This window comes from Aurantiacibacter aquimixticola (assembly GCF_003605475.1).
Taxonomy (GTDB): domain Bacteria; phylum Pseudomonadota; class Alphaproteobacteria; order Sphingomonadales; family Sphingomonadaceae; genus Alteraurantiacibacter; species Alteraurantiacibacter aquimixticola_B.
Window position 1 is genome coordinate 1,141,894 of the sequence record NZ_RAHX01000001.1, and the last position, 24,832, is coordinate 1,166,725.

General features: G+C 61.8%; 36 protein-coding genes and 1 pseudogene. 2 read left to right on the top strand and 35 right to left on the bottom strand.

The annotated features are described in order from the left end of the window. Nucleotides 1-8: 8 nt before the first annotated feature. The 27 genes and pseudogenes from secY to D6201_RS05840 form a co-directional block, all read right to left on the bottom strand. The gene (gene secY, locus D6201_RS05710) at nucleotides 9-1,373 is read right to left on the bottom strand and encodes a preprotein translocase subunit SecY (protein WP_120047933.1); all 1,365 of its coding nucleotides are present in this window, start codon (nucleotides 1,371-1,373) and stop codon (nucleotides 9-11) included. Between the two features lie 103 nt (nucleotides 1,374-1,476). Further along, on the bottom strand, nucleotides 1,477-1,995 hold the full coding sequence (gene rplO, locus D6201_RS05715) for a 50S ribosomal protein L15 (RefSeq protein ID WP_120047934.1): 519 nt from the start codon (nucleotides 1,993-1,995) through the stop codon (nucleotides 1,477-1,479). Between the two features lie 50 nt (nucleotides 1,996-2,045). After that, a complete protein-coding gene (rpmD, locus tag D6201_RS05720) occupies nucleotides 2,046-2,234 on the bottom strand; it encodes a 50S ribosomal protein L30 (protein ID WP_120047935.1) in 189 nt (62 codons plus the stop codon). 5 nt (nucleotides 2,235-2,239) lie between these two features. Continuing rightward, a complete protein-coding gene (gene rpsE / locus D6201_RS13060) occupies nucleotides 2,240-3,130 on the bottom strand; it encodes a 30S ribosomal protein S5 (protein WP_242447448.1) in 891 nt (296 codons plus the stop codon). Then, nucleotides 3,130-3,474: a 50S ribosomal protein L18 gene (rplR, locus tag D6201_RS05730; RefSeq protein ID WP_120047936.1), complete on the bottom strand. Its 345-nt coding sequence runs from the start codon at nucleotides 3,472-3,474 to the stop codon at nucleotides 3,130-3,132. The genes rpsE and rplR overlap by 1 nt, the downstream gene beginning before the upstream one ends. Before the next feature lies 1 nt (nucleotide 3,475). Next, a complete protein-coding gene (gene rplF / locus D6201_RS05735; RefSeq protein ID WP_120047937.1) occupies nucleotides 3,476-4,009 on the bottom strand; it encodes a 50S ribosomal protein L6 in 534 nt (177 codons plus the stop codon). After that, nucleotides 4,009-4,404 carry a 30S ribosomal protein S8 gene (gene rpsH / locus D6201_RS05740; RefSeq protein ID WP_120047938.1) on the bottom strand — a complete coding sequence of 132 codons (396 nt, stop codon included), beginning with the start codon at nucleotides 4,402-4,404 and terminating at the stop codon, nucleotides 4,009-4,011. The genes rplF and rpsH overlap by 1 nt, the downstream gene beginning before the upstream one ends. 11 nt (nucleotides 4,405-4,415) lie before the next feature. Beyond that, entirely contained in the window at nucleotides 4,416-4,721 is a 306-nt protein-coding gene (rpsN, locus tag D6201_RS05745) for a 30S ribosomal protein S14 (RefSeq protein WP_120047939.1), read from the bottom strand. Between the two features lie 24 nt (nucleotides 4,722-4,745). Beyond that, nucleotides 4,746-5,327, bottom strand: coding sequence for a 50S ribosomal protein L5 (gene rplE, locus D6201_RS05750; protein WP_120047940.1), 582 nt, complete (start codon nucleotides 5,325-5,327; stop codon nucleotides 4,746-4,748). Beyond that, a complete protein-coding gene (gene rplX / locus D6201_RS05755) occupies nucleotides 5,320-5,640 on the bottom strand; it encodes a 50S ribosomal protein L24 (protein ID WP_120047941.1) in 321 nt (106 codons plus the stop codon). Before rplX ends, rplE begins: the two co-directional genes overlap by 8 nt. Beyond that, nucleotides 5,640-6,008, bottom strand: coding sequence for a 50S ribosomal protein L14 (gene rplN, locus D6201_RS05760; RefSeq protein ID WP_120047942.1), 369 nt, complete (start codon nucleotides 6,006-6,008; stop codon nucleotides 5,640-5,642). Before rplN ends, rplX begins: the two co-directional genes overlap by 1 nt. A gap of 277 nt (nucleotides 6,009-6,285) precedes the next feature. Next, nucleotides 6,286-6,516: pseudogene (rpsQ, locus tag D6201_RS13065) on the bottom strand (30S ribosomal protein S17); the annotation flags it as partial. Between the two features lie 10 nt (nucleotides 6,517-6,526). After that, a complete protein-coding gene (gene rpmC / locus D6201_RS05770; RefSeq protein ID WP_120047944.1) occupies nucleotides 6,527-6,754 on the bottom strand; it encodes a 50S ribosomal protein L29 in 228 nt (75 codons plus the stop codon). After that, on the bottom strand, nucleotides 6,754-7,191 hold the full coding sequence (rplP, locus tag D6201_RS05775; protein WP_120047945.1) for a 50S ribosomal protein L16: 438 nt from the start codon (nucleotides 7,189-7,191) through the stop codon (nucleotides 6,754-6,756). The genes rpmC and rplP overlap by 1 nt, the downstream gene beginning before the upstream one ends. An 11-nt stretch (nucleotides 7,192-7,202) precedes the next feature. Continuing rightward, nucleotides 7,203-7,898 carry a 30S ribosomal protein S3 gene (gene rpsC, locus D6201_RS05780; protein WP_120047946.1) on the bottom strand — a complete coding sequence of 232 codons (696 nt, stop codon included), beginning with the start codon at nucleotides 7,896-7,898 and terminating at the stop codon, nucleotides 7,203-7,205. A 1-nt stretch (nucleotide 7,899) separates the two neighbouring features. Continuing rightward, entirely contained in the window at nucleotides 7,900-8,277 is a 378-nt protein-coding gene (gene rplV / locus D6201_RS05785) for a 50S ribosomal protein L22 (protein WP_120047947.1), read from the bottom strand. Next, nucleotides 8,277-8,552: a 30S ribosomal protein S19 gene (gene rpsS / locus D6201_RS05790; RefSeq protein ID WP_120047948.1), complete on the bottom strand. Its 276-nt coding sequence runs from the start codon at nucleotides 8,550-8,552 to the stop codon at nucleotides 8,277-8,279. Before rpsS ends, rplV begins: the two co-directional genes overlap by 1 nt. A gap of 6 nt (nucleotides 8,553-8,558) precedes the next feature. Next, entirely contained in the window at nucleotides 8,559-9,395 is an 837-nt protein-coding gene (gene rplB, locus D6201_RS05795; RefSeq protein WP_120047949.1) for a 50S ribosomal protein L2, read from the bottom strand. Between the two features lie 4 nt (nucleotides 9,396-9,399). Then, the gene (locus D6201_RS05800) at nucleotides 9,400-9,711 is read right to left on the bottom strand and encodes a 50S ribosomal protein L23 (RefSeq protein ID WP_120047950.1); all 312 of its coding nucleotides are present in this window, start codon (nucleotides 9,709-9,711) and stop codon (nucleotides 9,400-9,402) included. Next, entirely contained in the window at nucleotides 9,704-10,327 is a 624-nt protein-coding gene (gene rplD, locus D6201_RS05805) for a 50S ribosomal protein L4 (RefSeq protein WP_120047951.1), read from the bottom strand. Before rplD ends, D6201_RS05800 begins: the two co-directional genes overlap by 8 nt. Before the next feature lie 5 nt (nucleotides 10,328-10,332). After that, nucleotides 10,333-11,196 (bottom strand): 50S ribosomal protein L3, encoded by an 864-nt coding sequence (gene rplC, locus D6201_RS05810; RefSeq protein ID WP_120047952.1) that lies wholly within the window; start codon nucleotides 11,194-11,196, stop codon nucleotides 10,333-10,335. Nucleotides 11,197-11,430: 234 nt separating this feature from the next. Beyond that, nucleotides 11,431-11,742: a 30S ribosomal protein S10 gene (gene rpsJ / locus D6201_RS05815; protein ID WP_010234663.1), complete on the bottom strand. Its 312-nt coding sequence runs from the start codon at nucleotides 11,740-11,742 to the stop codon at nucleotides 11,431-11,433. Between the two features lie 312 nt (nucleotides 11,743-12,054). Further along, complete coding sequence (tuf, locus tag D6201_RS05820) at nucleotides 12,055-13,230, bottom strand: elongation factor Tu (protein ID WP_120047953.1); 1,176 nt, start codon at nucleotides 13,228-13,230, stop codon at nucleotides 12,055-12,057. 93 nt (nucleotides 13,231-13,323) lie between these two features. Continuing rightward, a complete protein-coding gene (fusA, locus tag D6201_RS05825; RefSeq protein ID WP_120047954.1) occupies nucleotides 13,324-15,417 on the bottom strand; it encodes an elongation factor G in 2,094 nt (697 codons plus the stop codon). 106 nt (nucleotides 15,418-15,523) lie between these two features. Continuing rightward, a complete protein-coding gene (gene rpsG, locus D6201_RS05830) occupies nucleotides 15,524-15,994 on the bottom strand; it encodes a 30S ribosomal protein S7 (protein WP_120047955.1) in 471 nt (156 codons plus the stop codon). A gap of 180 nt (nucleotides 15,995-16,174) precedes the next feature. Then, a complete protein-coding gene (gene rpsL, locus D6201_RS05835; RefSeq protein WP_120047956.1) occupies nucleotides 16,175-16,546 on the bottom strand; it encodes a 30S ribosomal protein S12 in 372 nt (123 codons plus the stop codon). Nucleotides 16,547-16,975: 429 nt separating this feature from the next. Then, nucleotides 16,976-18,619, bottom strand: a complete 1,644-nt coding sequence (locus D6201_RS05840) for an AIPR family protein (RefSeq protein ID WP_120047957.1) — start codon at nucleotides 18,617-18,619, stop codon at nucleotides 16,976-16,978. A gap of 106 nt (nucleotides 18,620-18,725) precedes the next feature. On the opposite strand from D6201_RS05840, the gene D6201_RS05845 reads away from it, so the two are divergent. Continuing rightward, a complete protein-coding gene (locus D6201_RS05845) occupies nucleotides 18,726-19,547 on the top strand; it encodes a hypothetical protein (RefSeq protein ID WP_120047958.1) in 822 nt (273 codons plus the stop codon). Nucleotides 19,548-19,555: 8 nt separating this feature from the next. On the opposite strand, the gene D6201_RS05850 is transcribed toward D6201_RS05845, so the two are convergent. The 8 genes from D6201_RS05850 to leuC all read right to left on the bottom strand — a co-directional run bounded on the left by D6201_RS05850 (nucleotide 19,556) and on the right by leuC (nucleotide 24,284). Next, on the bottom strand, nucleotides 19,556-20,410 hold the full coding sequence (locus D6201_RS05850) for a hypothetical protein (protein WP_133303954.1): 855 nt from the start codon (nucleotides 20,408-20,410) through the stop codon (nucleotides 19,556-19,558). Between the two features lie 43 nt (nucleotides 20,411-20,453). Next, entirely contained in the window at nucleotides 20,454-20,798 is a 345-nt protein-coding gene (gene grxD, locus D6201_RS05855) for a Grx4 family monothiol glutaredoxin (protein WP_120047960.1), read from the bottom strand. 34 nt (nucleotides 20,799-20,832) lie between these two features. After that, nucleotides 20,833-21,066 (bottom strand): BolA/IbaG family iron-sulfur metabolism protein, encoded by a 234-nt coding sequence (locus tag D6201_RS05860; RefSeq protein ID WP_120047961.1) that lies wholly within the window; start codon nucleotides 21,064-21,066, stop codon nucleotides 20,833-20,835. Nucleotides 21,067-21,070: 4 nt separating this feature from the next. Further along, nucleotides 21,071-21,394, bottom strand: coding sequence for a DUF1476 domain-containing protein (locus D6201_RS05865; RefSeq protein ID WP_120047962.1), 324 nt, complete (start codon nucleotides 21,392-21,394; stop codon nucleotides 21,071-21,073). A 55-nt stretch (nucleotides 21,395-21,449) separates the two neighbouring features. Further along, a complete protein-coding gene (leuD, locus tag D6201_RS05870; protein WP_120047963.1) occupies nucleotides 21,450-22,055 on the bottom strand; it encodes a 3-isopropylmalate dehydratase small subunit in 606 nt (201 codons plus the stop codon). Continuing rightward, nucleotides 22,055-22,213 carry an isopropylmalate isomerase gene (locus D6201_RS05875; RefSeq protein ID WP_120047964.1) on the bottom strand — a complete coding sequence of 53 codons (159 nt, stop codon included), beginning with the start codon at nucleotides 22,211-22,213 and terminating at the stop codon, nucleotides 22,055-22,057. Before D6201_RS05875 ends, leuD begins: the two co-directional genes overlap by 1 nt. 6 nt (nucleotides 22,214-22,219) lie before the next feature. After that, a complete protein-coding gene (locus D6201_RS05880; RefSeq protein WP_120047965.1) occupies nucleotides 22,220-22,735 on the bottom strand; it encodes a DNA-deoxyinosine glycosylase in 516 nt (171 codons plus the stop codon). A 103-nt stretch (nucleotides 22,736-22,838) separates the two neighbouring features. Continuing rightward, nucleotides 22,839-24,284, bottom strand: coding sequence for a 3-isopropylmalate dehydratase large subunit (gene leuC, locus D6201_RS05885; protein WP_120049232.1), 1,446 nt, complete (start codon nucleotides 24,282-24,284; stop codon nucleotides 22,839-22,841). A gap of 101 nt (nucleotides 24,285-24,385) precedes the next feature. Between leuC and D6201_RS05890 the strand changes: the two genes are divergently transcribed. Then, nucleotides 24,386-24,814 (top strand): acyl-CoA thioesterase, encoded by a 429-nt coding sequence (locus D6201_RS05890; RefSeq protein ID WP_120047966.1) that lies wholly within the window; start codon nucleotides 24,386-24,388, stop codon nucleotides 24,812-24,814. Nucleotides 24,815-24,832: the final 18 nt, after the last annotated feature.

The following is a 24,832-nucleotide window of genomic DNA, read 5'->3' on the forward strand; positions in this document are numbered from 1 at the left end:
GGGCTAGACTAGCGCATCCGGCCCTTCAACTTCGCCTTCTTGATTAGATCGCCATACTGGTGGGCAAGCAGGTGAGACTGGATCTGGCTGATCGTGTCGACTGTCACGTTCACGACGATCAGCAGGCTCGTGCCGCCGAGGAACAGCGGCAGGCCCGTCTGCGAAATGCCCCATTCGGGGATGACGCAGACCAGCGTCAGGTAGATCGCGCCGACCACGGTGATGCGGGTGAGGACGTAATCCAGATACTCCGCGGTGCGCTTGCCCGGACGGATGCCGGGAATGAAGCCGCCCTGCTTCTTCAGATTTTCCGCCGTGTCTTCGGGATTGAAGACGACCGCAGTGTAGAAGAAGGCGAAGAACATGATGCCCGCGGCATACAACAGCATGTAGAGCGGCTGCCCGTGCTGCAGATACTGGTTCAGGGTCTGCACGATACCGCCGCCGGTGCTGGTCGTATCGATGCTGTTGCCGGCGAACTGCGTGATCGTCAGCGGCAGGAGCAGGAGCGAGCTGGCGAAGATCGGCGGAATGACGCCTGCAGTGTTGAGCTTGAGCGGCAGGTGCGAGCGATCCGCCTGCATGCCGCCGCGCTGCTGGGCGCGCTTGGGATACTGGATCAGCAGCCGTCGCTGGGCGCGCTCGAAGAAGCAGATCACCAGGATCAGGATCACGATCATGACCAGCAGTCCGCCGATCAGGACGCCGCTGATGGAGCCGGAACGGCCGCCTTCGAACAGGTTCACCGCGAAGGTAGGGAACTGGGCGACGATGCCCGCCATGATGATAAGCGAAACGCCATTGCCGATACCGCGCGAGGTGATCTGCTCACCCAGCCACAGCAGGAACATGGTGCCGCCGACGAGATTGATGACCGTCGTGACGCGAAACATGATCCCGCCTTCGACGACCGCCTGCAAACCGCTCTGCGCCCCGTATGCCTCGAGGCCGCTGGCGAGAAACCAGCCTTGGATCGCGCACAGGAAAACCGTGCCGTATCGCGTATACTGGTTCAGCTTCTTGCGCCCGGCCTCGCCCTCTTTCTTGAGAGCGATAAGCGCCGGATGCAGCGCCGCTGCCATCTGGATGACGATCGAGGCGGTGATGTATGGCATTACGCCGAGCGCGATCAGGCTCATGCGCTCCAGCGAACCGCCGGAAAACATGTTGAACATGTCGAGAATGCCGCCGCGCGTCTGGTCGTAGAGCGATTCCAGGATCAGGGGATTCACGCCGGGCAGCGGCACGAAGCTGAGGAAACGGAAGACGATCAGCGCACCGATGGTGAACCAGATGCGCTGCTTGAGCTCGGTCGCCTTGGAGAAATTCGCAAGGCTCAGCGATGAAGCGATATTGTCGGCGCGAGATGCCATGGAATGTCTTTCATATCCTGGTCAGGACGCCGGTCCCTCCCGGCACAGGAAGGCTAAATAGGGAGACGCGGGTCCGATGTCGAACCCGCGTCTCCGAATATCGTCAGGCCTTGGCCTTGTTGGCTTCGGCGCGAGCAGCCTTCTTCTCGTGCTCGGGCTTGCCCTTGTCGATGATGTCGACCTTGCCGCCGGCCTTTTCGACGGCAGCCGTTGCACCCTTGGAGGCGCCAGCGACCTTGAAGGTCAGCTTGGTCTTAAGCTCGCCCTTGCCGAGCAGGCGGACACCGTCCTTGCCGCCGCGGGCGACACCGGCCACCTTGAGCGCTTCGTGATCGACGGTCTTCTTCGCGTCGAGTTTCTTGGCATCGACCAGCTTCTGGATCATGCCGATATTCACTTCGGCATAATCCTTGCCGAAAGGATTGTTGAAGCCGCGCTTGGGAAGGCGCATGTGGAGCGGCATCTGGCCGCCTTCGAAGCCGTTGATCGAAACGCCCGAACGGCTCTTTTGGCCCTTCTGGCCGCGACCGCCGGTCTTGCCTTTGCCCGAGCCGATACCGCGCCCGACGCGGATCCGGCCCTTGCGGGCGCCTTCATTGTCTTTGATTTCATTTAGTTTCATGTCTTGCACTCGCTTTCGCTGTTTTCGCGCTGGGGAGATTTGTTTCGGGCTCAGCCCTCAACGATCTCCACCATGTGCGGCACCTTGCGGATGGCGCCGCGCACTTCGGGGGTGTCCTGCAGTTCGACGACCTTGTGCATCTTGTTGAGGCCAAGGCCGATGAGAATCTTGCGCTGATCCTTCGGACGACGGATCGGCGAACCGATCTGCTTGATCTTGATGGTCTTCTTGCCAGCCATCTGTCTTACTCCGTAACCGCGGCGGCGTCGGCAGCAGCCTCGGCCTCGCTTGCACCGGCGCGACCGAGCAGGTCGGCAACCTTTTTGCCACGGCGCTGAGCGACAGCCTTCGGAGAAGACTGGTTGTTCAGGCCATCGAAGGTGGCGCGGATCATGTTGTAGGGGTTGGACGTGCCGACCGACTTGGTCACGACGTCCGAGACACCCAAAGCTTCGAAGACGGCACGCATCGGACCACCGGCGATGATGCCCGTACCGGCCGGAGCCGAACGAACGACAACCTTGCCGGCACCGAAGTGCCCGCGGCCATCATGGTGCAGCGTGCGACCTTCCTTGAGCGGAACGCGGATCATCTTCTTCTTGGCAGCAGCGGTCGCCTTGTTGATGGCTTCCGGCACTTCGCGAGCCTTGCCGTGGCCGAAGCCGACGCGGCCCTTGCCGTCACCGACAACCACGAGCGCGGCAAAGCCGAAGCGCTTACCGCCCTTCACGACCTTGGCGACGCGGTTGATGTGGACGAGCTTTTCGATGAGCTCCTCGCCATCGTCGTCCCCGCCACGACCGCCACGGCGGTCGTCCCGGCCACGACCGCGACCACGGCCACCGCCGCGATTGTCGTTGCGGCCACCGCGGCCACCGCCGCCGCCGCCACGACCACCACGAGCATTCGCTTCGGGGGCAGGGGCGGTCTTGGGCTTGCCTTCGTCGCCCTGGGCGGCCGACTGGTTGGCATGCGCCTCGGTTTCGGCAGTCGTCGGCGTCGGGGTCGAGCCTTCGATGTTCTGCTCGGCCGTCGCTTCCGCCTTGGTAGGCGCAGCTTCGGGCGTTTCCGCCGCTGCGTCTACCTTGGTTTCTTCGGCCTTGGTTTCGTCCGTCTTCTTGTCGTCAGCCATCATCAGAACTCCAGCCCGCCTTCGCGGGCGGCATCGGCCAGCGCTTTCACGCGGCCATGAAACAGGAACCCGCCGCGATCGAACACGACAGTCTTGACGCCGGCCTTCTTCGCAGCGGCGGCGATATCGGTGCCAACCTTCTTGGCAGCTTCGACATTCGCGCCGGAGCCCTTGCCGCCAAGCGTGTTGGCGGCGGCCACGGTGCGGCCATCGGCGTCGTCGATGATCTGCGCATAGATATGCTGCCCGGTGCGATGCACGGACAGGCGGGGCTTGGTGCCCGAACGCTTGCGGAGCGCGGTGCGCACGCGGCGGCGGCGACGCTCAAAGAGAGAAAGCTTTGCCATCTTACTTCTTCTTCCCTTCCTTGCGGAAGATGTACTCGCCGCGATACTTCACACCCTTGCCCTTATAAGGTTCGGGTTTGCGCCATTCGCGGATCTCGGCAGCAAACTGCCCGACCTTCTGCTTGTCGATGCCCGAAATCTCGACCGTGGTCTGATCGGGCGTCTTGACCTCGATGCCTTCCGGCACGTCGAGATCGACGTCATGGCTGAAACCCAGCTGAAGCTTCAGCTTCTTGCCCTGGGCCTGCGCACGATAACCGACCCCGGTGATCTCCAGGACCTTGGTGAAGCCTTCGGTCACGCCGTCGACCAGGTTCTGCACGAGCGTGCGCTGCATGCCCCAGAATTGCCGGGCCTGCGTGGTCTTGTTGACGGGATTGACCTGGATTTCGCCATCTTCGATCTTGTAATCGATCAGGTCGAACATGCTCATCGTGAGTTCGCCCTTGGGGCCCTTCACGCTCAGCACGCCGTTCTCGGTCTTGGCGGTCACTCCGCTGGGAAGCGCCACCGGCTTTTTACCGATGCGGCTCATCAGAACACCTCCGCAAGCACTTCGCCGCCGACATTCTCGTTGCGCGCTTCGTTGTCCGAAAGCACGCCCTTCGGCGTCGAGACGATGGTGATGCCGAGGCCGTTGCGAACCGTCGGAAGCTCCTGGCTTCCCGAGTAGACGCGGCGGCCCGGCTTGGAGACGCGGGAAACGTGCTTTATCGCAGGTTCGCCCTCGAAATACTTCAGTTCGATCCGCAGCGCCTTGTGCTTGCCGCTCTCGTCTTCGCTGTAGCCACGGATGTAGCCTTCGCGCTGGAGAACCTCGAGCACATTCGCGCGCAGCTTCGACGCGGGCGAAAGGACGGAGTCCTTCTTCGCCTGCTGGCCATTGCGGATGCGGGTGAGCATATCACCCAGGGGATCGGTCATAGGCATGGTCTAATTCCTCACCAGCTCGACTTGGTCACACCGGGGATCAGGCCCTTATTGGCAAGATCGCGCAGTTCAATGCGGTTGAGCCCGAACTTCCGGTAATAGCCGCGCGGGCGGCCGGTGGTGTTGCAGCGGTTGCGAACCCGGGTCGGGTTCGCGTTGCGCGGGATTTCGGCCATCTTCAGGCGGGCCATGAGGCGCTCGGTCTCGTCGAGCGACTCATCGTCGGCCACAGCCTTCAGCTTCGCGTACTTGTCCGCGTATTTCTTGACGAGCTGCTTGCGCCGCTCGTTCTTGTTGATGGAACTCAGTTTCGCCATTGGACTTAAGCTCTCCTGCGCCGCTTACGCGGCCTCTTTCTCTTCGGCGGCCTGTTCGGCCGGGAACGGGAATCCGAACAGGCGCAGCAATTCGTGTGCCTCTTCGTCGGTTTTCGCGGTGGTGGTCACGATGATGTCCATGCCGCGGACCTGGTCGATACGGTCGTAGCTGATCTCCGGAAAGATGATCTGCTCCTTGATGCCCATGGCGTAATTGCCATTGCCGTCGAACGACTTGGGATTCACGCCGCGGAAGTCGCGAATGCGGGGCATCGCGATGGTGACCAGGCGATCCAGGAATTCATACATGCGATCGCGGCGCAGATTGACCTTGCAGCCGATCGGCATGCCGTCGCGCAGCTTGAACTGGGCGATCGATTTCTTGGCCTTGGTGATCACCGGCTTCTGGCCGGCAATCGCCTGCATCTCGTCGGCAGCGGTCTGGACTTTCTTCTTGTCCTGGCTCGCTTCGCCCACGCCCATATTGAGCGTGATCTTCTCGAGCTTCGGGACTTCCATCCGGTTCTTGTAACCGAACTTGTCCGTCATCGCCTTGACGATCTCGTCGTTATACTTTGCCTTCAGGCGGGGTGTATAATCAGCCATCGATGGTCTCCCCAGACTTGACTGCGACGCGCACCTTCTTGCCGTTCTTTTCTTCAAAACGGACGCGGGTGGGCTTGCCATCCTTGGGATCGGCGACGGCGACCTTGGCGATCGCCATCGGAGCGGGAATGCGGTCGATACCACCTTGCGGGTTCGTCTGGCTCGGCTTGCGGTGACGCGTCATCACATTGACGCCTTCCACGAGCACGAGGCCGGCCTTCGGCATGACCTGCTGGACGGTGCCTGTCTGGCCCTTATCCTTGCCGGACAGCACCACGACGGTATCGCCCTTCTTGATCTTAGCGGACGCCATCACAACACCTCCGGAGCGAGCGAGATGATCTTCATGAAGCCCTTGCCGCGAAGTTCGCGCACGACCGGGCCGAAGATACGGGTGCCGATCGGCTCTTCCTGCTTGTTTACCAGCACCGCGGCGTTGCCGTCGAAACGGATCACGCTGCCGTCGGGACGACGGACGTCCTTGCGGGTGCGCACGATCACGGCACGGTGAACGTCGCCCTTCTTCACGCGGGCGCGTGGCTGGGCTTCCTTCACGGAAACCACGATCACGTCCCCGACACTCGCGGTGCGGCGCTTGGAGCCGCCCAGTACCTTGATGCACTGGACGCGCTTCGCGCCGCTATTGTCCGCGACGTCGAGATTGGATTGCATCTGGATCATAGATCCGGTTCCTTCACTCTAGTCTGGTCGCTTCGCAGGCGGGAAAAACGGTTCCCACTTTTCCCTGCGAAACTCCCGGTTTGGCTTGCCGGGACAATCGCCCGGTAGTTCCTAATACGTCTTACTCGGCGTCGGCCTCGGCCTTGTCGGCCTTGGCGTCGTCCGATTTCTTGGCGGCAGCCTGCTTGGACGCCTGCTTCTTCTCTTCGGGAGCACCGGTGGGCTGGGCTTCCTTGACGTCGAGTTCCGCTTCGACAGCCTTGCCCTTGCTCGCCACGAGACGATCGATCACCTGCCACGTCTTCGTCTTGGAGATCGGCTTCGTCTCCTCGATGCGGACAGTGTCACCCACCGTGTATTCGTTGCTCTCATCGTGCGCGTGATAGTTCTTCGAACGCTTGATGATCTTTCCGTAAAGCGGGTGCTTCACGCGGCGTTCGACCTTCACGGTCACGGTCTTGTCGGTCTTGTCGGAGGTGACAGTACCGGTAAGGATACGCTTCGGCATCGTCTGCTCCTTAAGCCTTCGCAGCTTCAGTCTTGGCGCTCTTGGCGCGTTCGTTCTGAAGCGTTTTGACCTGCGCGATCTCGCGGCGAACTTCCTTCACGCGGGCAGCGCCCTCGAGCTGGTTCGTCGCGGCCTGGAAGCGCAGATTGAACTGTTCCTTCTTGAGCTGGACGAGCTGCTCGGCAAGCTGATCGTCCGTCTTCGTGCGAAGGTCTTCCACTTTGCTCTTGCTAGCCATTACTTGATTCCACCCAGGTGCGAGGTATCGCCCATGCGCGCGATGACCTTGGTCTTGATCGGCAGCTTCATGGCCGCACGGCTGAATGCTTCGGCAGCCAGCGGGCCGGGAACGCCATCGAGTTCGAACAGGACACGGCCCGGCTTGACGCGAGCGGCCCAGAATTCGACGGAACCCTTGCCCTTACCCTGACGGACTTCGGCAGGCTTCTTCGATACCGGCACATCGGGAAACACCCGGATCCACAGACGGCCCTGACGGCGAATGTGGCGCGTGATCGCACGACGTGCGGCCTCGATCTGGCGCGCAGTAATACGCTCCGGCTCGAGAGCCTTCAGCCCGTAAGAGCCGAAATTCAGATCCGTACCGCCCTTGGCCTTGCCATGGATCTTGCCCTTGAAGGCTTTCCGGTACTTGGTTTTTTTCGGTTGCAGCATGGTTCTCTACCTTAGCGTGCCGGGCGGACGCCGGACGTCTGCGATTCCATCATCAAGCGATCCTGCGAGGTCGGGTCGTGACCCAGGATCTCGCCCTTGAAGACCCACACCTTGATGCCGATGATGCCATAGGCGGTCAGCGCCTCGGCTTCGGCATAATCGATGTTGGCGCGCAGCGTGTGAAGCGGCACGCGGCCTTCACGATACTGCTCGACACGGGCGATTTCCGCTCCGCCGAGACGGCCGCCGCACATGATTTTGATACCCTCGGCACCCAGGCGCATCGCGGACTGCATCGCTCGTTTCATCGCGCGGCGGAAAGCCACACGGCGGACCAGCTGATCGGCGATGCCCTGCGCGACGAGCTTGGCGTCGATTTCCGGCTTGCGGATCTCGACGATGTTCAGCTTCACTTCGCTGTCCGTCATCGTCGCAAGCTTGGTGCGCAGCTTTTCGATGTCCGCGCCCTTCTTGCCGATGATGACACCGGGACGCGCGGCGTAGATCGAGATGCGGCACAGCTTGGCCGGGCGCTCGATCACCACCTTCGAGATCGCTGCCTGGGGCAGGCTCTCGACGATGTGCTTGCGGATCATGATGTCTTCCTTGAGCAGCTTGGCATATTCGCCGCCTTCGGCGTACCACCGGCTGTCCCAGGTGCGGTTGATCTGCAGGCGCAGACCGATCGGATTGCTCTTGTGACCCATCTTAAGCCTCTTCCTGCTCGCGAACGACGATCCGCAGCCGGCTGAACGGCTTGAGGATGCGCGTGGACTTGCCACGGCCGCGCGTCGCGAACCGCTTCATCGTGATCGATTTGCCGACCGACGCCTCGGCGACGACGAGCGCGTCGACATCGAGATCGTGGTTGTTTTCCGCATTGGCGATCGCGGAGGCGAGCACCTTGCTGGCGTCGCGCGCCATCGCCCGCTTGCTGAAAGCGAGGATGTTCAGCGCCTCTTCGGCCTTCTTGCCGCGGATCAGCTGAGCAACGAGGTTGAGCTTCTGCGCCGAACCACGGATCGTGGTGCCGACGGCCAGCGCCTCGTTCTCACCGACACGGCGGGGAGATTTCGCCTTGCCCATTATCGCTTGCCCTTCTTGTCGGCGGCGTGGCCGGGGAAGCTGCGCGTAGGCGCAAATTCGCCAAGCTTGTGGCCGACCATTTCCTCGTTGACCGACACGGGCACGAATTTGTGACCGTTATAGACGCTGAAGGTCAGGCCGACGAAATCCGGGAGGATCGTCGAACGACGCGACCAGGTCTTGATCGGCTTGGAATTGTTCGCTTCCTGCGCTTCCTGCGCCTTCTTCAGCAGGTGAAGATCGACGAACGGACCTTTCCAGACGGAACGTGCCATTGTCTCTTACCTCTTTTTCTTCGCGTGACGCGACCGGATGATCATCTTGTCGGTCTGCTTGTTCTTGCGGGTACGGGCGCCCTTGGTCGGCTTGCCCCACGGAGTGACCGGATGACGACCGCCACTGGTGCGGCCTTCACCGCCACCATGCGGGTGATCGACGGGGTTCTTGGCGACACCGCGCGTCAGCGGCTTGATGCCCATGTGACGACGACGGCCGGCCTTGCCCAGGTTCTGGTTCTGGTTGTCGGGGTTCGACACCGCGCCCACCGTGCCCATGCAATCGGAGCGCAGGTAACGCTGCTCGCCGCTGTTGAGGCGCACGATCACCATGCCGCGATCGCGACCGACCAGCTGCACGTAGGTGCCTGCCGAACGGGCGATCTGCCCGCCCTTGCCCGGCTTCATCTCCACATTGTGGATGATGGTGCCGACCGGCATCTGGCCCAGCAGCATGGCATTGCCCGGCTTCGTGTCGGTCTTCTCGCCGGCGACGATCTTGTCACCGGGCGCGAGGCGATTGGGCGCGATGATGTAGGACAGCTCACCGTCCTCATACTTGATCAGCGCGATGAAAGCGGTGCGGTTGGGATCGTATTCGATCCGCTCCACGGTCGCTTCCATGTCCCACTTGCGACGCTTGAAGTCGATGAAGCGGTACTTCTGCTTGTTACCGCCGCCCTTGCCGCGCGAGGTAATGTGGCCCTTATTGTTGCGGCCGCCGGTCTTCGTGATGCCCTTGGACAGCGACTTGACCGGGCCACCCTTGTGGAGGCCGGTCTTGTCGACGAGGACCAGGCCGCGACGGGCCGGGCTTGTCGGTTTGTAATTCTTCAGTGCCATCGGATCAGCCCAGTTGCTCGGTGACGTCGACGGACTGGCCTTCGGCCAGCGTCACGATCGCCTTCTTCACGTCGTTGCGCTTGTAGGGCTTGCCGCGCCAACGCTTGGACTTGCCCTTAACGACCATGGTGTTCACGCCGGTCACCTTCACGTCGAAAAGCCCTTCGACCGCGGCCTTGATTTGCGGCTTGGTGGCATCGTTCGCGACCTTGAAGACCACGGCGTTGTTTTCGCTCAGCAGAGTCGATTTCTCGGTGATGTGCGGAGCGAGGATCACGTCGTAATGACGTGCGTCGGTTGCCTGCTTCTTAGCCATTGAACCGCGCCTCCAGCTTTTCGACCGCGTCCTTGGTGAGGACCAGCGTGTCGTGGTTGAGGATGTCGTAGACATTGGCGCCCATCGCCGGGAGCACGTTGACGCCCGGCAGATTGCCGGCAGCCTTCTGGAAGCTATCGGTCACACCTTCGCCGTCGATCACAAGCACCTTGCCGTTCCAGCCATTCTTGTCGAAATGACCCTTGAGCGCCTTGGTCTTGGCGTCCTTCATTTCCAGGCTGTCGACGACGACGAGGCCGTCCTTCGCCTTGGAGCTGAGGGCCATCTTCAGGCCGAGCGCGCGGATCTTCTTGTTCAGCGACTGCTCGAAATCACGCTTGCGTGCGCCGTGCGCCTTGCCGCCGCCGATAAAGATCGGAGCGCCGCGATCGCCGTGGCGAGCGTTGCCCGAACCCTTCTGACGGCCCCACTTCTTGCCGGTGCGGTTGACGTCGGAACGCTCGCGCGTCGGACGCGCGGTGCCGCGGCGGTTTTCAAGCTGCCACGTCACGACGCGATGCAGGATGTCGGCACGCGGCTCGACACCGAACACGGCATCGTCGAGCTCCACGTCGCCAGCAGCCTTGCCGTCGATTTTCTGGACCTTCACCTTCATGGCGATCAGCCTTCCTCGTTCTTGGTGTTGGCGTCGTCAGCCGGCGGAGTGCCGCTTTCGGTGCCAGCACCCGCATCTTGCTGATTGGCCAACTTCTTCTGCGTGGCCACATCAACTTCGGGGTTCACTTCATGCTCCGCCGCGCTCTCGACCAGGCCGGGCGCAGCATCTTCGGAAGCGGTTTCGTCGGCGTTGCGACGCATCGCGCCGGGGAACGGTACGCCTTCGGGAAGCGGCAGCTTCACGGCATCCTTCACCAGCAGCCAGCCATTCTTCGAACCCGGGACGGAGCCCTTCACGAAGATCAGGCCACGGCCCGCATCGGTGCGCACGACTTCCAGATTCTGCTGGGTGCGCTGACGGTCGCCCATATGGCCGGCCATCTTCTTGTTCTTGAACACCTTGCCCGGATCCTGACGGTTACCCGTCGAACCGTGCGAACGGTGCGAGATCGAAACGCCGTGCGTTGCGCGCAGACCGCCGAAGCCCCAGCGCTTCATCGCGCCGGCAAAACCCTTACCGACCGTGTGGCCGGTGATGTCGACCTTTTGGCCGGCGATGAAGTGGTCGGCGGTGATCGTCGCGCCGACGGGGAGAAGGCCTTCCTCGTCCGCGACGCGGAATTCGGCGACCTTCTGCTTCAGCCCGACTTCGGCCTTGGCGAAGGCTTCGCGCTGCGGCTTGTTAACGTTCTTGTGCTTGGCATCGCCGGCACCCAGCTGAACGGAAAAGTAGCCGTCGCGATCGGCCGTGCAATTTCCGGTGACCTGACACCCTTCCAGCGACAGAACGGTCACGGGAACGTGACGTCCATCCTCCTGGAACAGGCGGGTCATCCCGACTTTCTTCGCGATCACGCCAGTGCGCATGATCCAAACTCCTTACAGAGGCACAAGGAGACCATTCCCCAGATGCTTGTCAGCCCGAATTTTCGAAACGTCGCCCCGTCCGGGCTGAATGCTCGCACAACCGGAGTTGCTGGAGCGAGACGGGAGACGCGGCCCGGACCGAAGCCCGGCGGTATCTCTATGTCTGCGGCCCTTTCGGGCCTCGCCGGTTTCCCAGCGACCCCGGATCACGTCCGGGGCTAAAGGCAAACTGGCTTAGGCCAGCTTGATCTCAACATTCACACCCGCGGCAAGATCGAGCTTCATCAGCGCGTCGACCGTCTGGGCGTTCGGCTGCACGATATCGAGCAACCGCTTGTACGTGCGCACCTCGAACTGCTCGCGCGACTTCTTGTCGATATGCGGGCCGCGGTTCACGGTGAACTTCTCGATCCGCGTCGGAAGAGGAATCGGACCACGGATCAGCGCGCCGGTGCGGCGAGCCGTATCTGCAATTTCACCTGTCGCCTGGTCGAGCACGCGGTGATCGAAGGCCTTGAGGCGAATGCGGATATTCTGAGCGTCCATAATTCCAACTACCGATGCGAAAGAGCCAAGGGCCGAAACCCCAAAACAAAAAGGCCCGCCCCGCTGTATCCGGTGACCCGGAACGGGCGGCCTTTCGTAAATTCGTTTCGGAAGAGACGAATCCCTTCCGGTTGCGCCGCGTATACGGAGAGGCGTCCTGTCTGGCAACCCCCGAATTTCGCCAATTTCGAAGCACCGCCTGATGCCGCGGCGAAGCGTTCACGATGCACGATGCTTCTATAAAAAGGGCCCGGCACTCGCGAACGAGAACCGGGCCTTTTTTTATCGTAAGCGCCGGAAGGCGCCCGCGAATTACTTGGTGATCTTGGAGACCACGCCCGAGCCGACGGTGCGGCCGCCTTCGCGGATGGCGAAGCGCAGGCCTTCATCCATGGCGATCGGCGCGATCAGCTTGACGCCGATCGAGACGTTGTCGCCCGGCATAACCATCTCGGTGCCTTCCGGAAGAACCACTTCGCCCGTCACGTCGGTCGTGCGGAAGTAGAACTGCGGACGGTAGTTGGCGAAGAACGGCGTGTGACGGCCGCCTTCATCCTTCGAGAGGACGTAGACCTCGGCTTCGAAGTCGGTGTGCGGCGTAACCGAACCCGGCTTGGCGAGAACCTGGCCACGCTCGACCTCTTCACGGCCGACACCGCGGATCAGGGCACCGATATTGTCGCCGGCCTGACCGGAGTCGAGCAGCTTGCGGAACATTTCGACGCCGGTGACGGTCGTCTTGGTGGTGTCCTTGATGCCGACGATTTCGACTTCGTCACCAACATTCACGACGCCGGTTTCGACACGACCGGTCACAACCGTACCGCGACCGGAGATCGAGAACACGTCTTCGATCGGCATCAGGAAGGCCTGGTCGACCGGACGGTCGGGCTGCGGGATGTGCTCGTCGACGGCCGCCATCAGTTCCTTGATGGAGTTTTCGCCGATTTCCGGATCGCGATCTTCCAGCGCGGCGAGGGCAGAGCCCTTCACGATCGGAATGTTGTCGCCATCGAAATCGTAGCTGGAGAGCAGCTCGCGCACTTCCAGTTCGACCAGTTCGAGGATTTCCTCGTCATCGACCTGATCGACCTTGTTCATGTACACGACCAGCGCCGGCACGCCGACCTGACGGGCGAGCAGGATGTGCTCGCGGGTCTGCGGCATGGGGCCGTCGGCGGCGTTCACGACCAGGATCGCGCCGTCCATCTGGGCGGCACCGGTGATCATGTTCTTCACGTAGTCGGCGTGACCCGGGCAATCGACGTGCGCGTAGTGGCGGTTGTCGGTTTCGTACTCGACGTGCGCGGTCGAAATGGTGATGCCGCGCTCGCGCTCTTCGGGAGCCTTGTCGATGTTCGCGAAATCAACGGCCGAACCCAGAACCTTGGTGATCGCCGCAGTCAGCGTGGTTTTGCCGTGGTCGACGTGACCGATGGTGCCGATGTTGCAATGCGGCTTGTTCCGCTCGAATTTTTCCTTCGCCATTTTCTCTCTTAACCTCTGTCTAAAATGAAAGTTCTGCGGGGAAAGAGTCGGCACCCGCTCAAACAGGCGCCGCCCCTAGCTGTATCGCTCGCCTTAGGCAAGCTTCTCCTTGACCTCTTGCGCGACGCTTGCCGGCACTTCGTCATAGTGGCTGAACTGCATCGTGTACTGGGCCCGGCCTTGCGAGAAAGAGCGCAGCTCGTTCACGTAGCCGAACATGTTCGCCAGCGGCACGAAAGCCTCCACGGCCTGCGCATTTCCGCGCGCATCGGTGCCCTGGATCTGGCCACGGCGCGAGTTCAGATCGCCGATGACATCGCCGAGATAATCCTCCGGCGTCACGACCTCGACCTTCATGATCGGCTCGAGCAGCTTGATGCCGCCACGCTCCGCCGCTTCGCGCATTGCGCCGCGACCGGTGATCTCGAAGGCCACCGTGCTGGAGTCGACGTCGTGATAGGCGCCGTCGATCAGGCGGATCGTGAAGTCGATGATCGGGAAGCCGATCAAATAACCGCTCTCAGCCTGCTCACGCACACCCTTCTCGACCGACGGGATGTATTCGCGCGGGATGTTGCCGCCCTTGATCTCGTCTTCAAAGATGATGCCCTGGCCGCGTTCACCCGGCGTCATTACCATCTTGGCACGGCCGAACTGACCGGAGCCACCCGACTGCTTCTTGTGGGTGTAATCGACTTCGATCTCGCGGCTGAGCGACTCGCGATACGCAACCTGCGGCGCGCCGACATTGGCTTCCACCTTAAATTCGCGCTTCATGCGATCGACCAGGATGTCGAGGTGAAGCTCGCCCATACCCTTGATGATCGTCTGGCCGGATTCGTGATCGGTGGTGACGCGGAAGGAGGGATCCTCGGCGGCCAGGCGATTGAGCGCGACGCCCATCTTTTCCTGGTCGGCCTTGGTCTTCGGCTCCACCGAGAGCTCGATGACCGGATCCGGGAATTCCATCCGCTCGAGGATGATGGGATGCGCCGGGTCGCACAGCGTGTCGCCCGTGGTCGTATCCTTCATGCCCGCAATCGCGACGATATCGCCGGCGAATGCCTCTTCGATGTCCTCGCGGTTGTTGGAGTGCATCAGCAGCATGCGGCCGATCTTTTCCTTCTTGTCCTTCACGCTGTTAAGCACGCTGCCCTTGGCGAGCTTGCCGGAATAGATGCGCGTAAAGGTGAGCGAGCCCACGAAGGGATCGTTCATGATCTTGAAGGCGAGTGCGGAGAACGGCTCGTCGTCGGAAGACGGACGCTTCGCCTTTTCGTCGCTATCGGGAATGATGCCTTCGATCGGCGGCACGTCGAGCGGGCTCGGCATGTAATCGACGACGGCGTCGAGCAGGGGCTGCACGCCCTTGTTCTTGAACGCGGAGCCGCACAACACGGGCACGAAATCGCGCGCCATGGTGCCCTTGCGGATCAGGCGCTTCAGGGTCGCCGCATCGGGCTCCTGACCCTCCAGATATGCTTCCATCACATCGTCGTCCTGCTCGACGACGGTCTCGATCAGCTGCTCGCGATACTCGGCAGCCTTGTCGGCGAGATCGGCGGGTATGTCAACGTAGTTGAACGTCGCGCCCAGGCCGTCATTCTCCCAGACAATGCCGCGATTGTTCACCAGATCGACGACGCCCTGCAGGTCGCTTTCCATGCCGATCGGCAGGTACAGCACCAGCGGGGTCGCGCCGAGGCGATCGATGATCGACTGGACGCAGTAATAGAAGTCGGCACCCGTACGGTCGAGCTTGTTGATGAAGCACATGCGGGGAACGCCGTACTTGTCGGCCTGGCGCCACACGGTTTCGGACTGCGGCTCCACGCCCGCGACGCCATCGAACACGGCGACCGCGCCGTCGAGCACGCGCAGGCTACGCTCCACCTCGATGGTGAAATCGACGTGGCCGGGCGTGTCGATGATGTTGATGCGGTGCTTTTCGCCCTTGCCATCTTCGTTCTGCCAGAACGTGGTCGTGGCGGCGGACGTGATGGTGATGCCGCGCTCCTGCTCCTGCTCCATCCAGTCCATCGTCGCGGCACCATCGTGCACTTCGCCGATTTTGTAGGACTTGCCGGTGTAATAGAGGATGCGCTCGGTCGTGGTGGTCTTGCCGGCATCGATGTGGGCCATGATGCCGATATTGCGGTAACGCTCCAGCGGATAGTCGCGGGCCATGTGTAATTCCTCGGGTTGGGGGGCGGTTCGTGTCGCGCCCCATATAGTCAGTGATGTGACAGCTTGAAGGCCGGAGCATCGCGCCCCGGCCCGCAAGCGAAACGCCCTACCAGCGGTAGTGCGAGAAGGCGCGGTTCGCGTCCGCCATGCGGTGCGTGTCTTCGCGCTTCTTCACGGCATTGCCGCGATTGTTGGCCGCATCCATCAACTCAGACGAGAGACGGGCGGACATGGTGGTTTCGGCCCGGCCGCGCGCGGCCGAGATCAGCCAGCGAATGGCCAGCGCCTGGGCACGCTCGGGGCGAACCTCGACCGGCACCTGGTAGGTGGCACCACCGACGCGGCGCGAACGCACCTCGACCTGCGGCTTGATGTTGTTCAGCGCTTCATGGAACAGCTCGATCGGATTGGCCTTGGCCTTGGCTTCGACCGTATCCAGAGCGGAATAGACGATGCCCTCGGCAACGGCCTTCTTTCCGTCCAGCATGAGATTGTTCATGAATTTCGACAGCACCTGATCACCAAACTTGGGATCGGGCAGGATTTCCCGCTTCTCGGGACGACGACGACGACTCATCGGATATTCTCCTGTCGGCCCTTCCCTCCACCGTCACCCTGAACTCGTTTCAGGGTCCATCGATCGGCTGGGAACGGACCTTTCAAATCAAATTGCTAATGCAAGACCAGGTGGAGACATGGATCCTGAACTGCGCTCGCTTAGGGCGAGCTTTTCAGGATGACCTGTCCCCCGGACAGGTCACTTCGGACGCTTGGCACCATACTTGGAGCGCGACTGGCGACGGTCCTTCACGCCCTGCGTGTCGAGCACGCCGCGCAGCACGTGGTAACGCACGCCGGGAAGGTCGCGCACACGGCCGCCGCGGATCAGCACCACGGAGTGTTCCTGAAGGTTGTGACCCTCGCCCGGAATGTAGGCGATGATCTCGCGCTGATTGGTCAGGCGGATCTTGGCCACCTTGCGCAGCGCCGAGTTCGGCTTCTTCGGGGTCGTCGTGTAGACGCGCGTGCAAACGCCGCGCTTCTGCGGGCTGGACTGCATGGCTGCAGACTTGCTCTTCTTCACGATCGGCTGGCGCGGCTTGCGCACGAGCTGGTTGATAGTAGGCATTGTAATCCTTTGGTCTTCACCGTGTTGGGTTGGGAGCGATCCTCGCCCGCGCCCCAAGGGGAGCGATTGCGAAATCCACGCCTTCACCCGTGTGTGGCGCTACCAGCGCCGGATGGAATGTATCGGGTTCGTGCAGGATATGCGCCGCCACTTTTGCGAGGGGGCCGGAGATCCGCACGAGCCTGAAACGCTCCACCCGGCAGCTTCGAGCACCGGGTTACTCTGACGACCGCCCCGAGCCTTCCTTGCGTCATTCCCGCGAAGGCGGGAACCCAGACCAAAGAAAGCCCCAATAGAAAAGAGCCCTTGCTGTGGAGAGCGAGGGCCCGGGAACAAGCCGGCAATGTTCAGCTCTATCTGACCGAAGCAAGCCAAAGCCCGCCTCGGATGAGCGCGCCCTTAGTTGGATTTGGGTGGGGGGTCAAGGGACTACGCGACCGCCCGAGTGACAAGATCCTTAGTGCGAGCCTCCTTAAAAAATCTGTTTGAAGAAAAGTTTTCATCTCGTTGGACCGCCTCTTTATAGAGCGTCTCGACAGCCGAGATCGCATCATCGACTAGCTGATTTGCTGCTTCAAAATCCCAAAGATCAATTTTGCGCTCGATCCCAAGTTGGCGAATAGCGAAAAGCGCATGGAAGGCCCCATCGACGAGGGCCATTCTGCCCGGCTCAAGCTGCTCTTCTTCTCGAATTTTCCGGCGTACCTCAGTTTTTCGCTGATTGACGGCAGCGATCAACTGATGGGAAACTAGGAGCTTCTGCGCCGAGACTTCATCAGAAAATACCGTTTCATATAAGTCGCCGAAGACTCGCCCACGATCTTTTTTTGCTACTTCCGGAAGGCCGACCCCGTAGGCAAGAAACGCTTGCCCGGCGTCAAGTGCATCAATGCGCATAGCGCGATCTTCGTTTGCAAACTGACCTTTCTTTCGCTCATAAAAGTAGCCCATATCTGCAAACGTCAGCTCTAATTGGCGCTGCAAACGATCATTCGCTTTCAAGTCGCGCACATTAATTGGAGTTTGACTATTCGTCGACTCGGCGATCGCCAGTTTGATGTCTTCCGATGTCGTCTCGATGATCCGTACCAACAACAAGACATCTGCGACCCTTTCGGAGTTCTCTTGCCAAGCTTCAAATAGACAGTTTGAGGTTTGCCCTCCATTCACAATTTGCACGTTCTGCATCGAAATCTTTGGGTTCCTTCGGGAAGGCCCCATTTCCATCTTGTCACAAGTCATCGTGATACCGTTGTTGCGATACCAAAACATGTGGTTCTCTTCGTCGAGCGCCGACGAAATGATGATCTTATTGATCCGGTTTCGACGCTTCAAATACACTCTAACATTTTGATCAAAAATGGACGGTTCGACTTCGGAAGGGTTCTCTTTAGACCGTATCATTTCAACGATGTCTGTCGCTAAAACTGTGCACACAATGCCGCGGAGGTTTTGATCGGTACGATCGAAAAAATTGTTATCGATGGCCGAGATTTCTCGGGACAGATTCGGCGCCTGTTTTTCTAGAAAATAGTCAGAAAGTGAGTCAAGATTATGCATCTCAAATGAGATTGCGCGATAGCGAGAGAACGCGTTCTCGAGCCTGTCGCGTTCGTCTTGAACAAGACCTTTGCAATTACCTACAAAATGAACGGTTATGGTGGCCTTGGCTTGCTTCAGAATTTCGAAGGCATCAGCAATTCGAGTTTTGATCAATTCGTTCGCATTCTGAAAGGAGCTTTCGTCCTGCGCAGAGAGATCATTGATGAACGATATTATCTTATCGACCTCATTTCCAGGAAAGTTGCGCTTCGATCTATCGAAAGTCTCCACGCACTTCGCTTGCATGAGATGAATGTCGTTTCTGCCGTCTCGGTCATCGATGAAGAAAAGATCGACGCCGCGATCATTCGCCCCATCAGTGATCGCATCGACCGCCTCTTCGGAATCGATATCGAAGAGTTCACATGCGGCAACAACGGAGAGCGCTTTCGTCCTACTGAGCTCTGGGTATTCGTCGAGAACAGCGGTTATACGCTCTTCGAGCGCGTTCCAATCGAAACGATTTGCCATGTGTCTTCCGTTGGTGATGGTTATCGACCCTCTACGGACTCACTGTTCATGAGGACAACACTTTTTACCTTTCCTACACCCCCGTCCCTATGCTCCCTCCGGCGGCATGAGTCGCTACACACCCATCCCGCATCGCTCCCGCTCCGCTCGCAATACGCGCAAGAGGCCGTCGCAGGGCACGTCTCACGTTACCGCGCCCGCTGCCGCGCCGCTGCCGGACAATGACGCGCTGCTCGATTTCGAGCCTGTTCCGCATGTCGCTCCGCGCAAGAATTCGATCACGCCGGACAGGCAGCGCAAATTCATCGCGCATCTTGCGGCCACCGGCATCGTCCGCCAAGCGGCGCTGCATATCGGGGCTTCGCTCGAGGCGCTCTACAGGCTGCGCGCCAAGCCCGGCGGGGAGGAATTCGCGGCGGCGTGGGAAGCAGCGGTGGATCGCGGCGTTGCCCGGCTGGAAGATTGCGCCCTCGCCCGTGCGATCGAGGGGGAGGAGCGGATGGTCGTTTCCGGCGGGCAGGTGCTCGGCACGGAGCGGCGGCACAACGATGCGCTCGTCATGTTCTTCCTGCGCCAGCGGCGGGGCCAGCGCTATGCCGCCAACGCCTATGCCGCGCTAAGGCCCGGCCATCCGGTGTATGAAGCGATCCGCGAGGAAGTCATCGCCGAGCATGAGCGCGGATACGACAAGGACGCGGTGGTGGACCGGCTGAACGCCAAGCTCGACCGGATTTACGAACGGCAGATGGCGCGCAAAGCCAAGGCCGAGCGGGATGCCGAGGCGGCGAAGACGGACGAGGACCGGCGGCGCGAAGCCATATTGGCGGAATGCGCCACGCTGCCCGTCGCGAAGCTGGAGGCGATGGCCGCGCAGTTCGGCCTCGCCTGCGCGGCTCCTGCCCTGCCCGCAGGCCCGCGGGTCCGCTAGCCGAGGCGTTACCCGGCTGGCGCGGGGTTGGCGGGGGCTTGCGGCTCTGCAATCGCGCCATCGGCCACGGGCCAGGTCACGTCGCCGGTCGTCACCGCCAGCCCGAAAGGCAGCAGGGTGGAGAGGAAGACATGCACCGGCGTGGGCGCGGCGCCGTCATGCGCGGTGGCATAGGTGGTGGCGGGGTTTGGCTCGGCACCGCTCCAGGAGATCACTTCGCAGGTGTCGGTGACGAGCTCTGGCTCTCCGTCGAGGCCGAACTGGTCGAACCCGACGCGGTAATGGCGGCCGAGCGGGATGGCGTTCGCCTCGATCGGGCCGTTCAGGACATAGGCGTCGAACGTGCCGTCCGGGCGCGGAGGCAGGACGATGGTGGCGAAGGTGACGGACGGGCTCTCGCTCTCCTCCTCGCCGGTGCAGAAGGTGCCGCCCGCCGCGATCACGGCGCGGGGCGCGAAGCCGCGGGCCTGCGCCAGGGCGGATTCGCTGCCGGAAAGCGGCGGCGTGTCGCCGGGCAGGTGGATGGTTTCGGAGCGGATTGCGCCGTCCGCAATCTCGTATTCGGCGAGCGCGTACTGGACCGCCTCCGCACCCTCGCCCGACTGGCCGACGATCACCGCGCGCCACACGCCCTCTTCGCCGGACGGCAGCGCGATCGCGCCTTGAAAACTCTCGCCCGGAGCGCCGCCGACCATGCCGAAATACTGCCTCTGGGCGAGCGCGGTCGCGCCCTGCACATCGGCCATCAGCGTGGCGATTTCCTGCGCCTGGCGCGCGGCATCGCGCGCTTCGGGCGGAACGTCCTGCGCGGCGGCGGGGGCGGAGAGGGTGAGTGCGGCGGCGAGCGCGAAAGTGCGGATCATGCCCACGCTCTCACACCCATGCGCATTTACGCAGGATGAAAGCTCAGCCTTCGGCCTTGGCGACCTGCTTTTCCTGCATCAACTGCTGGAGCTCGCCGGCCTCGTACATTTCCATCATGATGTCGCTTCCGCCGACGAATTCGCCCTTCACGTAAAGCTGAGGGATGGTCGGCCAGTCGGAATAGCCCTTGATGCCCTGGCGGATTTCCATGTCCTGCAGCACGTCCACGCTGTCGAAAGCGATATTGCAGTGGTCGAGAATGGCGCAGGCGCGGTTGGAAAAGCCGCATTGCGGGAAAAGCGGCGTGCCTTTCATGAAGAGCACCACGTCTGCGTCGTTCACGATCTTGGAAATGCGGTCTTTGGTTTCAGCGTTCAGTTCGCTCATCGGGCCCACCTGGAAATTGCTGTTCGTATGTGGGTCAGTTGGGGGCGCTGGTATGCAGTTGCAAGGCGTGGAGCTCCCCGCCCATGCGGCCGCCCAGCGCGGCGAACACCATCTTGTGCTGCTGCACCCGGCTCTTGCCCGCGAACTCGGCAGAGGTGACGCGCGCCAGCCAGTGATCGTTATCGTCGGCGAGCGCTTCCATCTCCACCGTCGCATCGGGGATGGCGGCCTTGATCAGCGCCGCGATCTGCTCTGCGGGCATGGGCATGGCGTCAGCTGTCGCTCATCAGCTGGCGGCGGGCCTCGATATTCATTTCGGCGAGCTTTGCGCGCACCTGCGCTTCGTCCACGTCGCATTCGGCCTGGGTCAGGTCGCCGAGCAGCTTGCGGATGACGTCCTCGTCGCCCGCTTCCTCGAAATCGGCCTGCACGACGGCTTTCTTGTAAGCCTCGGTCTCTTCGGGCGTGAGGTCCATCAGGCCCGCAGCCCACTCGCCCAGCAGGCGGTTGCGGCGCGCCGCGACGCGGAAGGCGGTTTCCTCGTCCATCGCATATTTGGCTTCTTCGCCGCGTTCGCGGTCTTTGAAATCGGTCATCGTTCGGGTCGCTTTCGCTGAAGTGTGTGCAATTTCCGGGATAGGCGGTCGCGGCCTAGCCCGCAACACCCGTTCCGCGCGCCAGCCAGGGGCGATGCTTGGCAATGCGCGCCTCAAAGGCGGAAATGGCCTCACCGCGCTCCAAGGTCAGACCCACTTCGTCGAGACCCTCCATCAGGCAACGCTTGCGGAAGGGATCGATATCGAAGGAGAAGCGGTCCTGGAACGGCGTCGTGACGCTCTGCGCCTCGAGGTCGACCGTGATCGGATCGGTTTCGGCCACTTCGAGGAGCCGCTCCACAGCCTCCTGCGGCAGTGCGACGGTAAGGATACCGTTCTTGAAAGCGTTGCCGGCGAAAATGTCCGAAAAGCTCGGCGCGATAACGGCGCGCACGCCCATGTCGAGCAAGGCCCATGCGGCATGTTCGCGGCTGGAGCCGCAGCCGAAATTGTCGCCCGCGATCAGGATCGGTGCATCGACGAATGTCGGATCGTCGAAGACATTGTCGGCATCGTCCGCCCGCACCGCTTCGAATGCGCCCTCGCCCAACCCTTCGCGACTGATGGTCTTCAGCCAGCGCGCGGGGATGATGAGGTCGGTGTCGACATTCTTGCGACCGAACGGGATGGCTCGCCCCTCGACCGCGCGCACGGCGTCCATTAATCGGTTTCCGGCTTCTCGCCGCTCGGGATCGGGCCGGGCTGCGTCGGCGTGTTCTTCTTGCGGCGCTTGTTCGCGTAGAGCAACGCAGCCGCAATTGCTGCCGAGCCGATGGCACCCGCCGCAATCGCGGCCTTACCTTTGAGGTCTTTGGTCATGGCCTCTCAATGGACCTCGCGCGGCGGTGATTCAAGCAAATCACGCAAGGCCAGCCAGTGCTTTTCTTTCTCGGCCAGCGTCATTGCGGCATAGGCGGGACTGGACGATGGCAGGGCGACGGTGGCGATGCGGACACCCTGCAATTGCAGCATGCCGATTTTCGCGCTTTTCGCACCATTGAAAGCCACGGCGCGCAGGTTCGGAAGATCGGCGACCAATTCGGCAAGCGGATTGTGCTTGGCATCGCGGATAGCGGTATCGAGCGAGCCGTCTCGCCGCGCGCTGGCGATCACGTCCCACAGGCCGATGCCATGCTGACGCAGCGCCTCCAGCCGCACGTCGTAGTCGAGACTGCTCAGATCGGTGCGGAGCGCGTTGCCGACGAGATGCCAGAAGCGATTGCGCGGATGGGCGTAATACTGCCCGGCGGCGAGCGACTCTTCTCCCGGCAGGCTGCCGAGGATGAGCACGCGGGTGCGCGCATCGACGACTGGCGGGAAGGAGGATTTGCGAGGGGACATCGATCAATCGGTCATCCCGGACTTGTTCTGGGATAGTGCTTTAATTTTTGGCTAGCAAGAAAGCCCCGACCCCGGAACAAGTCCGGGGTGACATCTACGGGTTTCAAGCCTGCAACTCACCCTCCAGCTCGCGGACATCGGTTAGGCGGCCCGTTACTGCCGCCGCGGCGGCCATGGCGGGACTGACGAGATGCGTGCGGCTGCCCGGCCCCTGCCTGCCGACAAAGTTGCGGTTGGAAGTGGAGGCGCAGCGTTCGCCCATGGGCACCTTGTCGGGGTTCATGCCGAGGCAGGCCGAGCAGCCCGGCTCGCGCCATTCCAGACCTGCGTCGGTGAACACCTTGTCGAGCCCTTCGGCCTCCGCCTGCAATTTCACGAGGCCGGAACCCGGCACAACGATTGCCCAGCGAATGCCGTTGGCGATCTTGCGCCCGCGCAGCACCTTGGCAGCGGCGCGCAGATCCTCGATCCGGCTGTTGGTGCAGCTGCCGATGAAGATATTCTCGACCGCGATATCGCGCATGGACGTGCCGGGCGTCAGGCCCATATAGTCGAGGCTCTTGCGGGCAGCGTCCTGCTTGGACGGGTCGGCGAAATCGGCGGGGTCGGGGACCGTGCCGCCGATCGGCACCACGTCTTCGGGGCTGGTGCCCCATGTGACGGTCGGCTCGACATCGCGGGCAAGGATCGTGATCGACTTGTCGAACTCCGCCCCCTCATCGGTCCGCAGCGTCCGCCAATAGTCAACGGCCGCATCCAAATCCTCGCCCTGCGGCGCGAGCGGTCGACCTTTCAGATAGTCGAACACGCTGTCGTCCGGCGCGATCAGCCCGGCGCGCGCGCCCGCTTCGATGCTCATATTGGAAACGGTGAGCCGCCCCTCGACGCTCATCTCCTCGAAGACGCGGCCGCGATATTCGATGACGTGGCCGGTGCCGCCAGCCGTTCCGATCACGCCGATGATATGCAGGATCAGATCCTTGGGCGTCACGCCGGGGCCAAGCTCGCCCTCGACGCGCACTTCCATCGTCCGGCTCGGCGTCAGCAGCAGAGTCTGCGTCGCCAGAACATGCTCGACCTCGCTCGTGCCGATGCCGAAGGCGAGTGCGCCGATGCCGCCATGGCAGGCGGTGTGACTATCGCCGCAAACGATGGTCGCGCCGGGCAGGGAGAAGCCCTGTTCCGGCCCGACGACATGGACGATGCCCTGCTCTTTCGCCGTCGCGCCGAAATAGCGGATGCCGAATTGCTCGACATTTCTCTCCAGCGCGGCGAGTTGCTGCGCGCTTTGCGGATCGTCGATGGGAATGCGCGTGCCGTCTGCGGCCATGCGCGGCGTGGTGGGCACATTGTGATCGGGCACGGCGAGCGTCAGGTCCGGGCGGCGCACCTCGCGCCCCGCAAGCCGTAGCGCCTCGAATGCCTGCGGGCTGGTGACCTCGTGGACGAGGTGCCGGTCGATGAAGACGAGGCAGGTACCATCGTCCCGCCGCTCCACCACGTGGGCGTCCCAGATCTTTTGGTATAAAGTGCGCGGTTTGCTGGCCATGACCCGAGCGAATAGCGCAGCCATGTCACACCGCCAAGAAAATGCGCGAGTGAGCTTGCAAGTGTCTTGGAAGTTTAACCTTCTCCGCCTAACTCACAGCCATGTCAGCAAAAAGCTTTGCCATCCCGATCCGCATCCTGCCCGACGATATCGATTTCATGGGCCATGTGAACAATGCGCGTTACCTGAACTGGGTGCAGGACGTGGTGCTGCAGCACTGGCAGAAGCTCGCGCCCGCAGAGGAAGTGGCGAGCAAGGCGTGGGTCGCGCTCAAGCACGAGATTACCTATCGCAAGCCCGCTTTCCTGGACGACGATGTGATCGCGGAAACCGTGCTGGAAAAGATCAAGGGCGCTCGCAGCTTCTACAACACGGTCATAAAGCGCGGCGAGGACGTGCTGGCCGAAGTGCAGAGCATGTGGTGCTGTATCGATTCGACCACGCTGCGGCCTGCGCGGATCGATCAGGACGTCGCGGAAACGCATTTCGGCCTGCCCCGCAAGGCCGCCGCCGCCTCCACGGGCGAATAGCCACCTTTGCGCCGGGAT

Excerpts from the sequence above, each read along its gene's own strand:
- D6201_RS05890 (WP_120047966.1), top strand. The coding sequence starts at position 24,386 with ATGTCAGCAAAAAGCTTTGCCATCCCGATCCGCATCCTGCCCGACGAT.
- rplE (WP_120047940.1), bottom strand. The coding sequence starts at position 5,327 with ATGGCTGATTATACACCCCGCCTGAAGGCAAAGTATAACGACGAGATC.
- D6201_RS05865 (WP_120047962.1), bottom strand. The coding sequence starts at position 21,394 with ATGACCGATTTCAAAGACCGCGAACGCGGCGAAGAAGCCAAATATGCG.
- leuD (WP_120047963.1), bottom strand. The coding sequence starts at position 22,055 with ATGGACGCCGTGCGCGCGGTCGAGGGGCGAGCCATCCCGTTCGGTCGC.
- rplF (WP_120047937.1), bottom strand. The coding sequence starts at position 4,009 with ATGAGCCGCATCGGTAAAAAGCCGGTGGCGCTTCCCAGCGGAGTGACC.
- rpsS (WP_120047948.1), bottom strand. The coding sequence starts at position 8,552 with ATGGCACGTTCCGTCTGGAAAGGTCCGTTCGTCGATCTTCACCTGCTG.
- tuf (WP_120047953.1), bottom strand. The coding sequence starts at position 13,230 with ATGGCGAAGGAAAAATTCGAGCGGAACAAGCCGCATTGCAACATCGGC.
- rplC (WP_120047952.1), bottom strand. The coding sequence starts at position 11,196 with ATGCGCACTGGCGTGATCGCGAAGAAAGTCGGGATGACCCGCCTGTTC.
- rplV (WP_120047947.1), bottom strand. The coding sequence starts at position 8,277 with ATGGGCAAGGCGAAATCTCCCCGCCGTGTCGGTGAGAACGAGGCGCTG.
- rpsH (WP_120047938.1), bottom strand. The coding sequence starts at position 4,404 with ATGCCTATGACCGATCCCCTGGGTGATATGCTCACCCGCATCCGCAAT.
- rplX (WP_120047941.1), bottom strand. The coding sequence starts at position 5,640 with ATGGCGTCCGCTAAGATCAAGAAGGGCGATACCGTCGTGGTGCTGTCC.
- rpsN (WP_120047939.1), bottom strand. The coding sequence starts at position 4,721 with ATGGCGAAACTGAGTTCCATCAACAAGAACGAGCGGCGCAAGCAGCTC.
- rplD (WP_120047951.1), bottom strand. The coding sequence starts at position 10,327 with ATGAAGGTGAAGGTCCAGAAAATCGACGGCAAGGCTGCTGGCGACGTG.
- D6201_RS05840 (WP_120047957.1), bottom strand. The coding sequence starts at position 18,619 with ATGGCAAATCGTTTCGATTGGAACGCGCTCGAAGAGCGTATAACCGCT.
- secY (WP_120047933.1), bottom strand. The coding sequence starts at position 1,373 with ATGGCATCTCGCGCCGACAATATCGCTTCATCGCTGAGCCTTGCGAAT.
- rplB (WP_120047949.1), bottom strand. The coding sequence starts at position 9,395 with ATGGCACTGAAGAATTACAAACCGACAAGCCCGGCCCGTCGCGGCCTG.
- leuC (WP_120049232.1), bottom strand. The coding sequence starts at position 24,284 with ATGGCCAGCAAACCGCGCACTTTATACCAAAAGATCTGGGACGCCCAC.
- D6201_RS05850 (WP_133303954.1), bottom strand. The coding sequence starts at position 20,410 with ATGATCCGCACTTTCGCGCTCGCCGCCGCACTCACCCTCTCCGCCCCC.
- rpsG (WP_120047955.1), bottom strand. The coding sequence starts at position 15,994 with ATGAGTCGTCGTCGTCGTCCCGAGAAGCGGGAAATCCTGCCCGATCCC.
- rplO (WP_120047934.1), bottom strand. The coding sequence starts at position 1,995 with ATGAAACTAAATGAAATCAAAGACAATGAAGGCGCCCGCAAGGGCCGG.
- rplR (WP_120047936.1), bottom strand. The coding sequence starts at position 3,474 with ATGGCAAAGCTTTCTCTCTTTGAGCGTCGCCGCCGCCGCGTGCGCACC.
- rpmD (WP_120047935.1), bottom strand. The coding sequence starts at position 2,234 with ATGGCTGGCAAGAAGACCATCAAGATCAAGCAGATCGGTTCGCCGATC.
- rpsE (WP_242447448.1), bottom strand. The coding sequence starts at position 3,130 with ATGATGGCTGACGACAAGAAGACGGACGAAACCAAGGCCGAAGAAACC.
- D6201_RS05800 (WP_120047950.1), bottom strand. The coding sequence starts at position 9,711 with ATGGCTAAGAAGCAGGCAACCGACGCACGTCATTACGACGTGATCCTC.
- rpsL (WP_120047956.1), bottom strand. The coding sequence starts at position 16,546 with ATGCCTACTATCAACCAGCTCGTGCGCAAGCCGCGCCAGCCGATCGTG.
- rpsJ (WP_010234663.1), bottom strand. The coding sequence starts at position 11,742 with ATGGACGCTCAGAATATCCGCATTCGCCTCAAGGCCTTCGATCACCGC.
- grxD (WP_120047960.1), bottom strand. The coding sequence starts at position 20,798 with ATGAGCGAACTGAACGCTGAAACCAAAGACCGCATTTCCAAGATCGTG.
- rpsC (WP_120047946.1), bottom strand. The coding sequence starts at position 7,898 with ATGGGTCACAAGAGCAATCCGATCGGTCTGCGCCTGCAGATCAACCGC.
- rplN (WP_120047942.1), bottom strand. The coding sequence starts at position 6,008 with ATGATCCAGATGCAATCCAATCTCGACGTCGCGGACAATAGCGGCGCG.
- rplP (WP_120047945.1), bottom strand. The coding sequence starts at position 7,191 with ATGCTGCAACCGAAAAAAACCAAGTACCGGAAAGCCTTCAAGGGCAAG.
- D6201_RS05845 (WP_120047958.1), top strand. The coding sequence starts at position 18,726 with ATGAGTCGCTACACACCCATCCCGCATCGCTCCCGCTCCGCTCGCAAT.
- D6201_RS05875 (WP_120047964.1), bottom strand. The coding sequence starts at position 22,213 with ATGACCAAAGACCTCAAAGGTAAGGCCGCGATTGCGGCGGGTGCCATC.
- D6201_RS05880 (WP_120047965.1), bottom strand. The coding sequence starts at position 22,735 with ATGTCCCCTCGCAAATCCTCCTTCCCGCCAGTCGTCGATGCGCGCACC.
- D6201_RS05860 (WP_120047961.1), bottom strand. The coding sequence starts at position 21,066 with ATGCCCATGCCCGCAGAGCAGATCGCGGCGCTGATCAAGGCCGCCATC.
- rpmC (WP_120047944.1), bottom strand. The coding sequence starts at position 6,754 with ATGGCTAGCAAGAGCAAAGTGGAAGACCTTCGCACGAAGACGGACGAT.
- fusA (WP_120047954.1), bottom strand. The coding sequence starts at position 15,417 with ATGGCCCGCGACTATCCGCTGGAGCGTTACCGCAATATCGGCATCATG.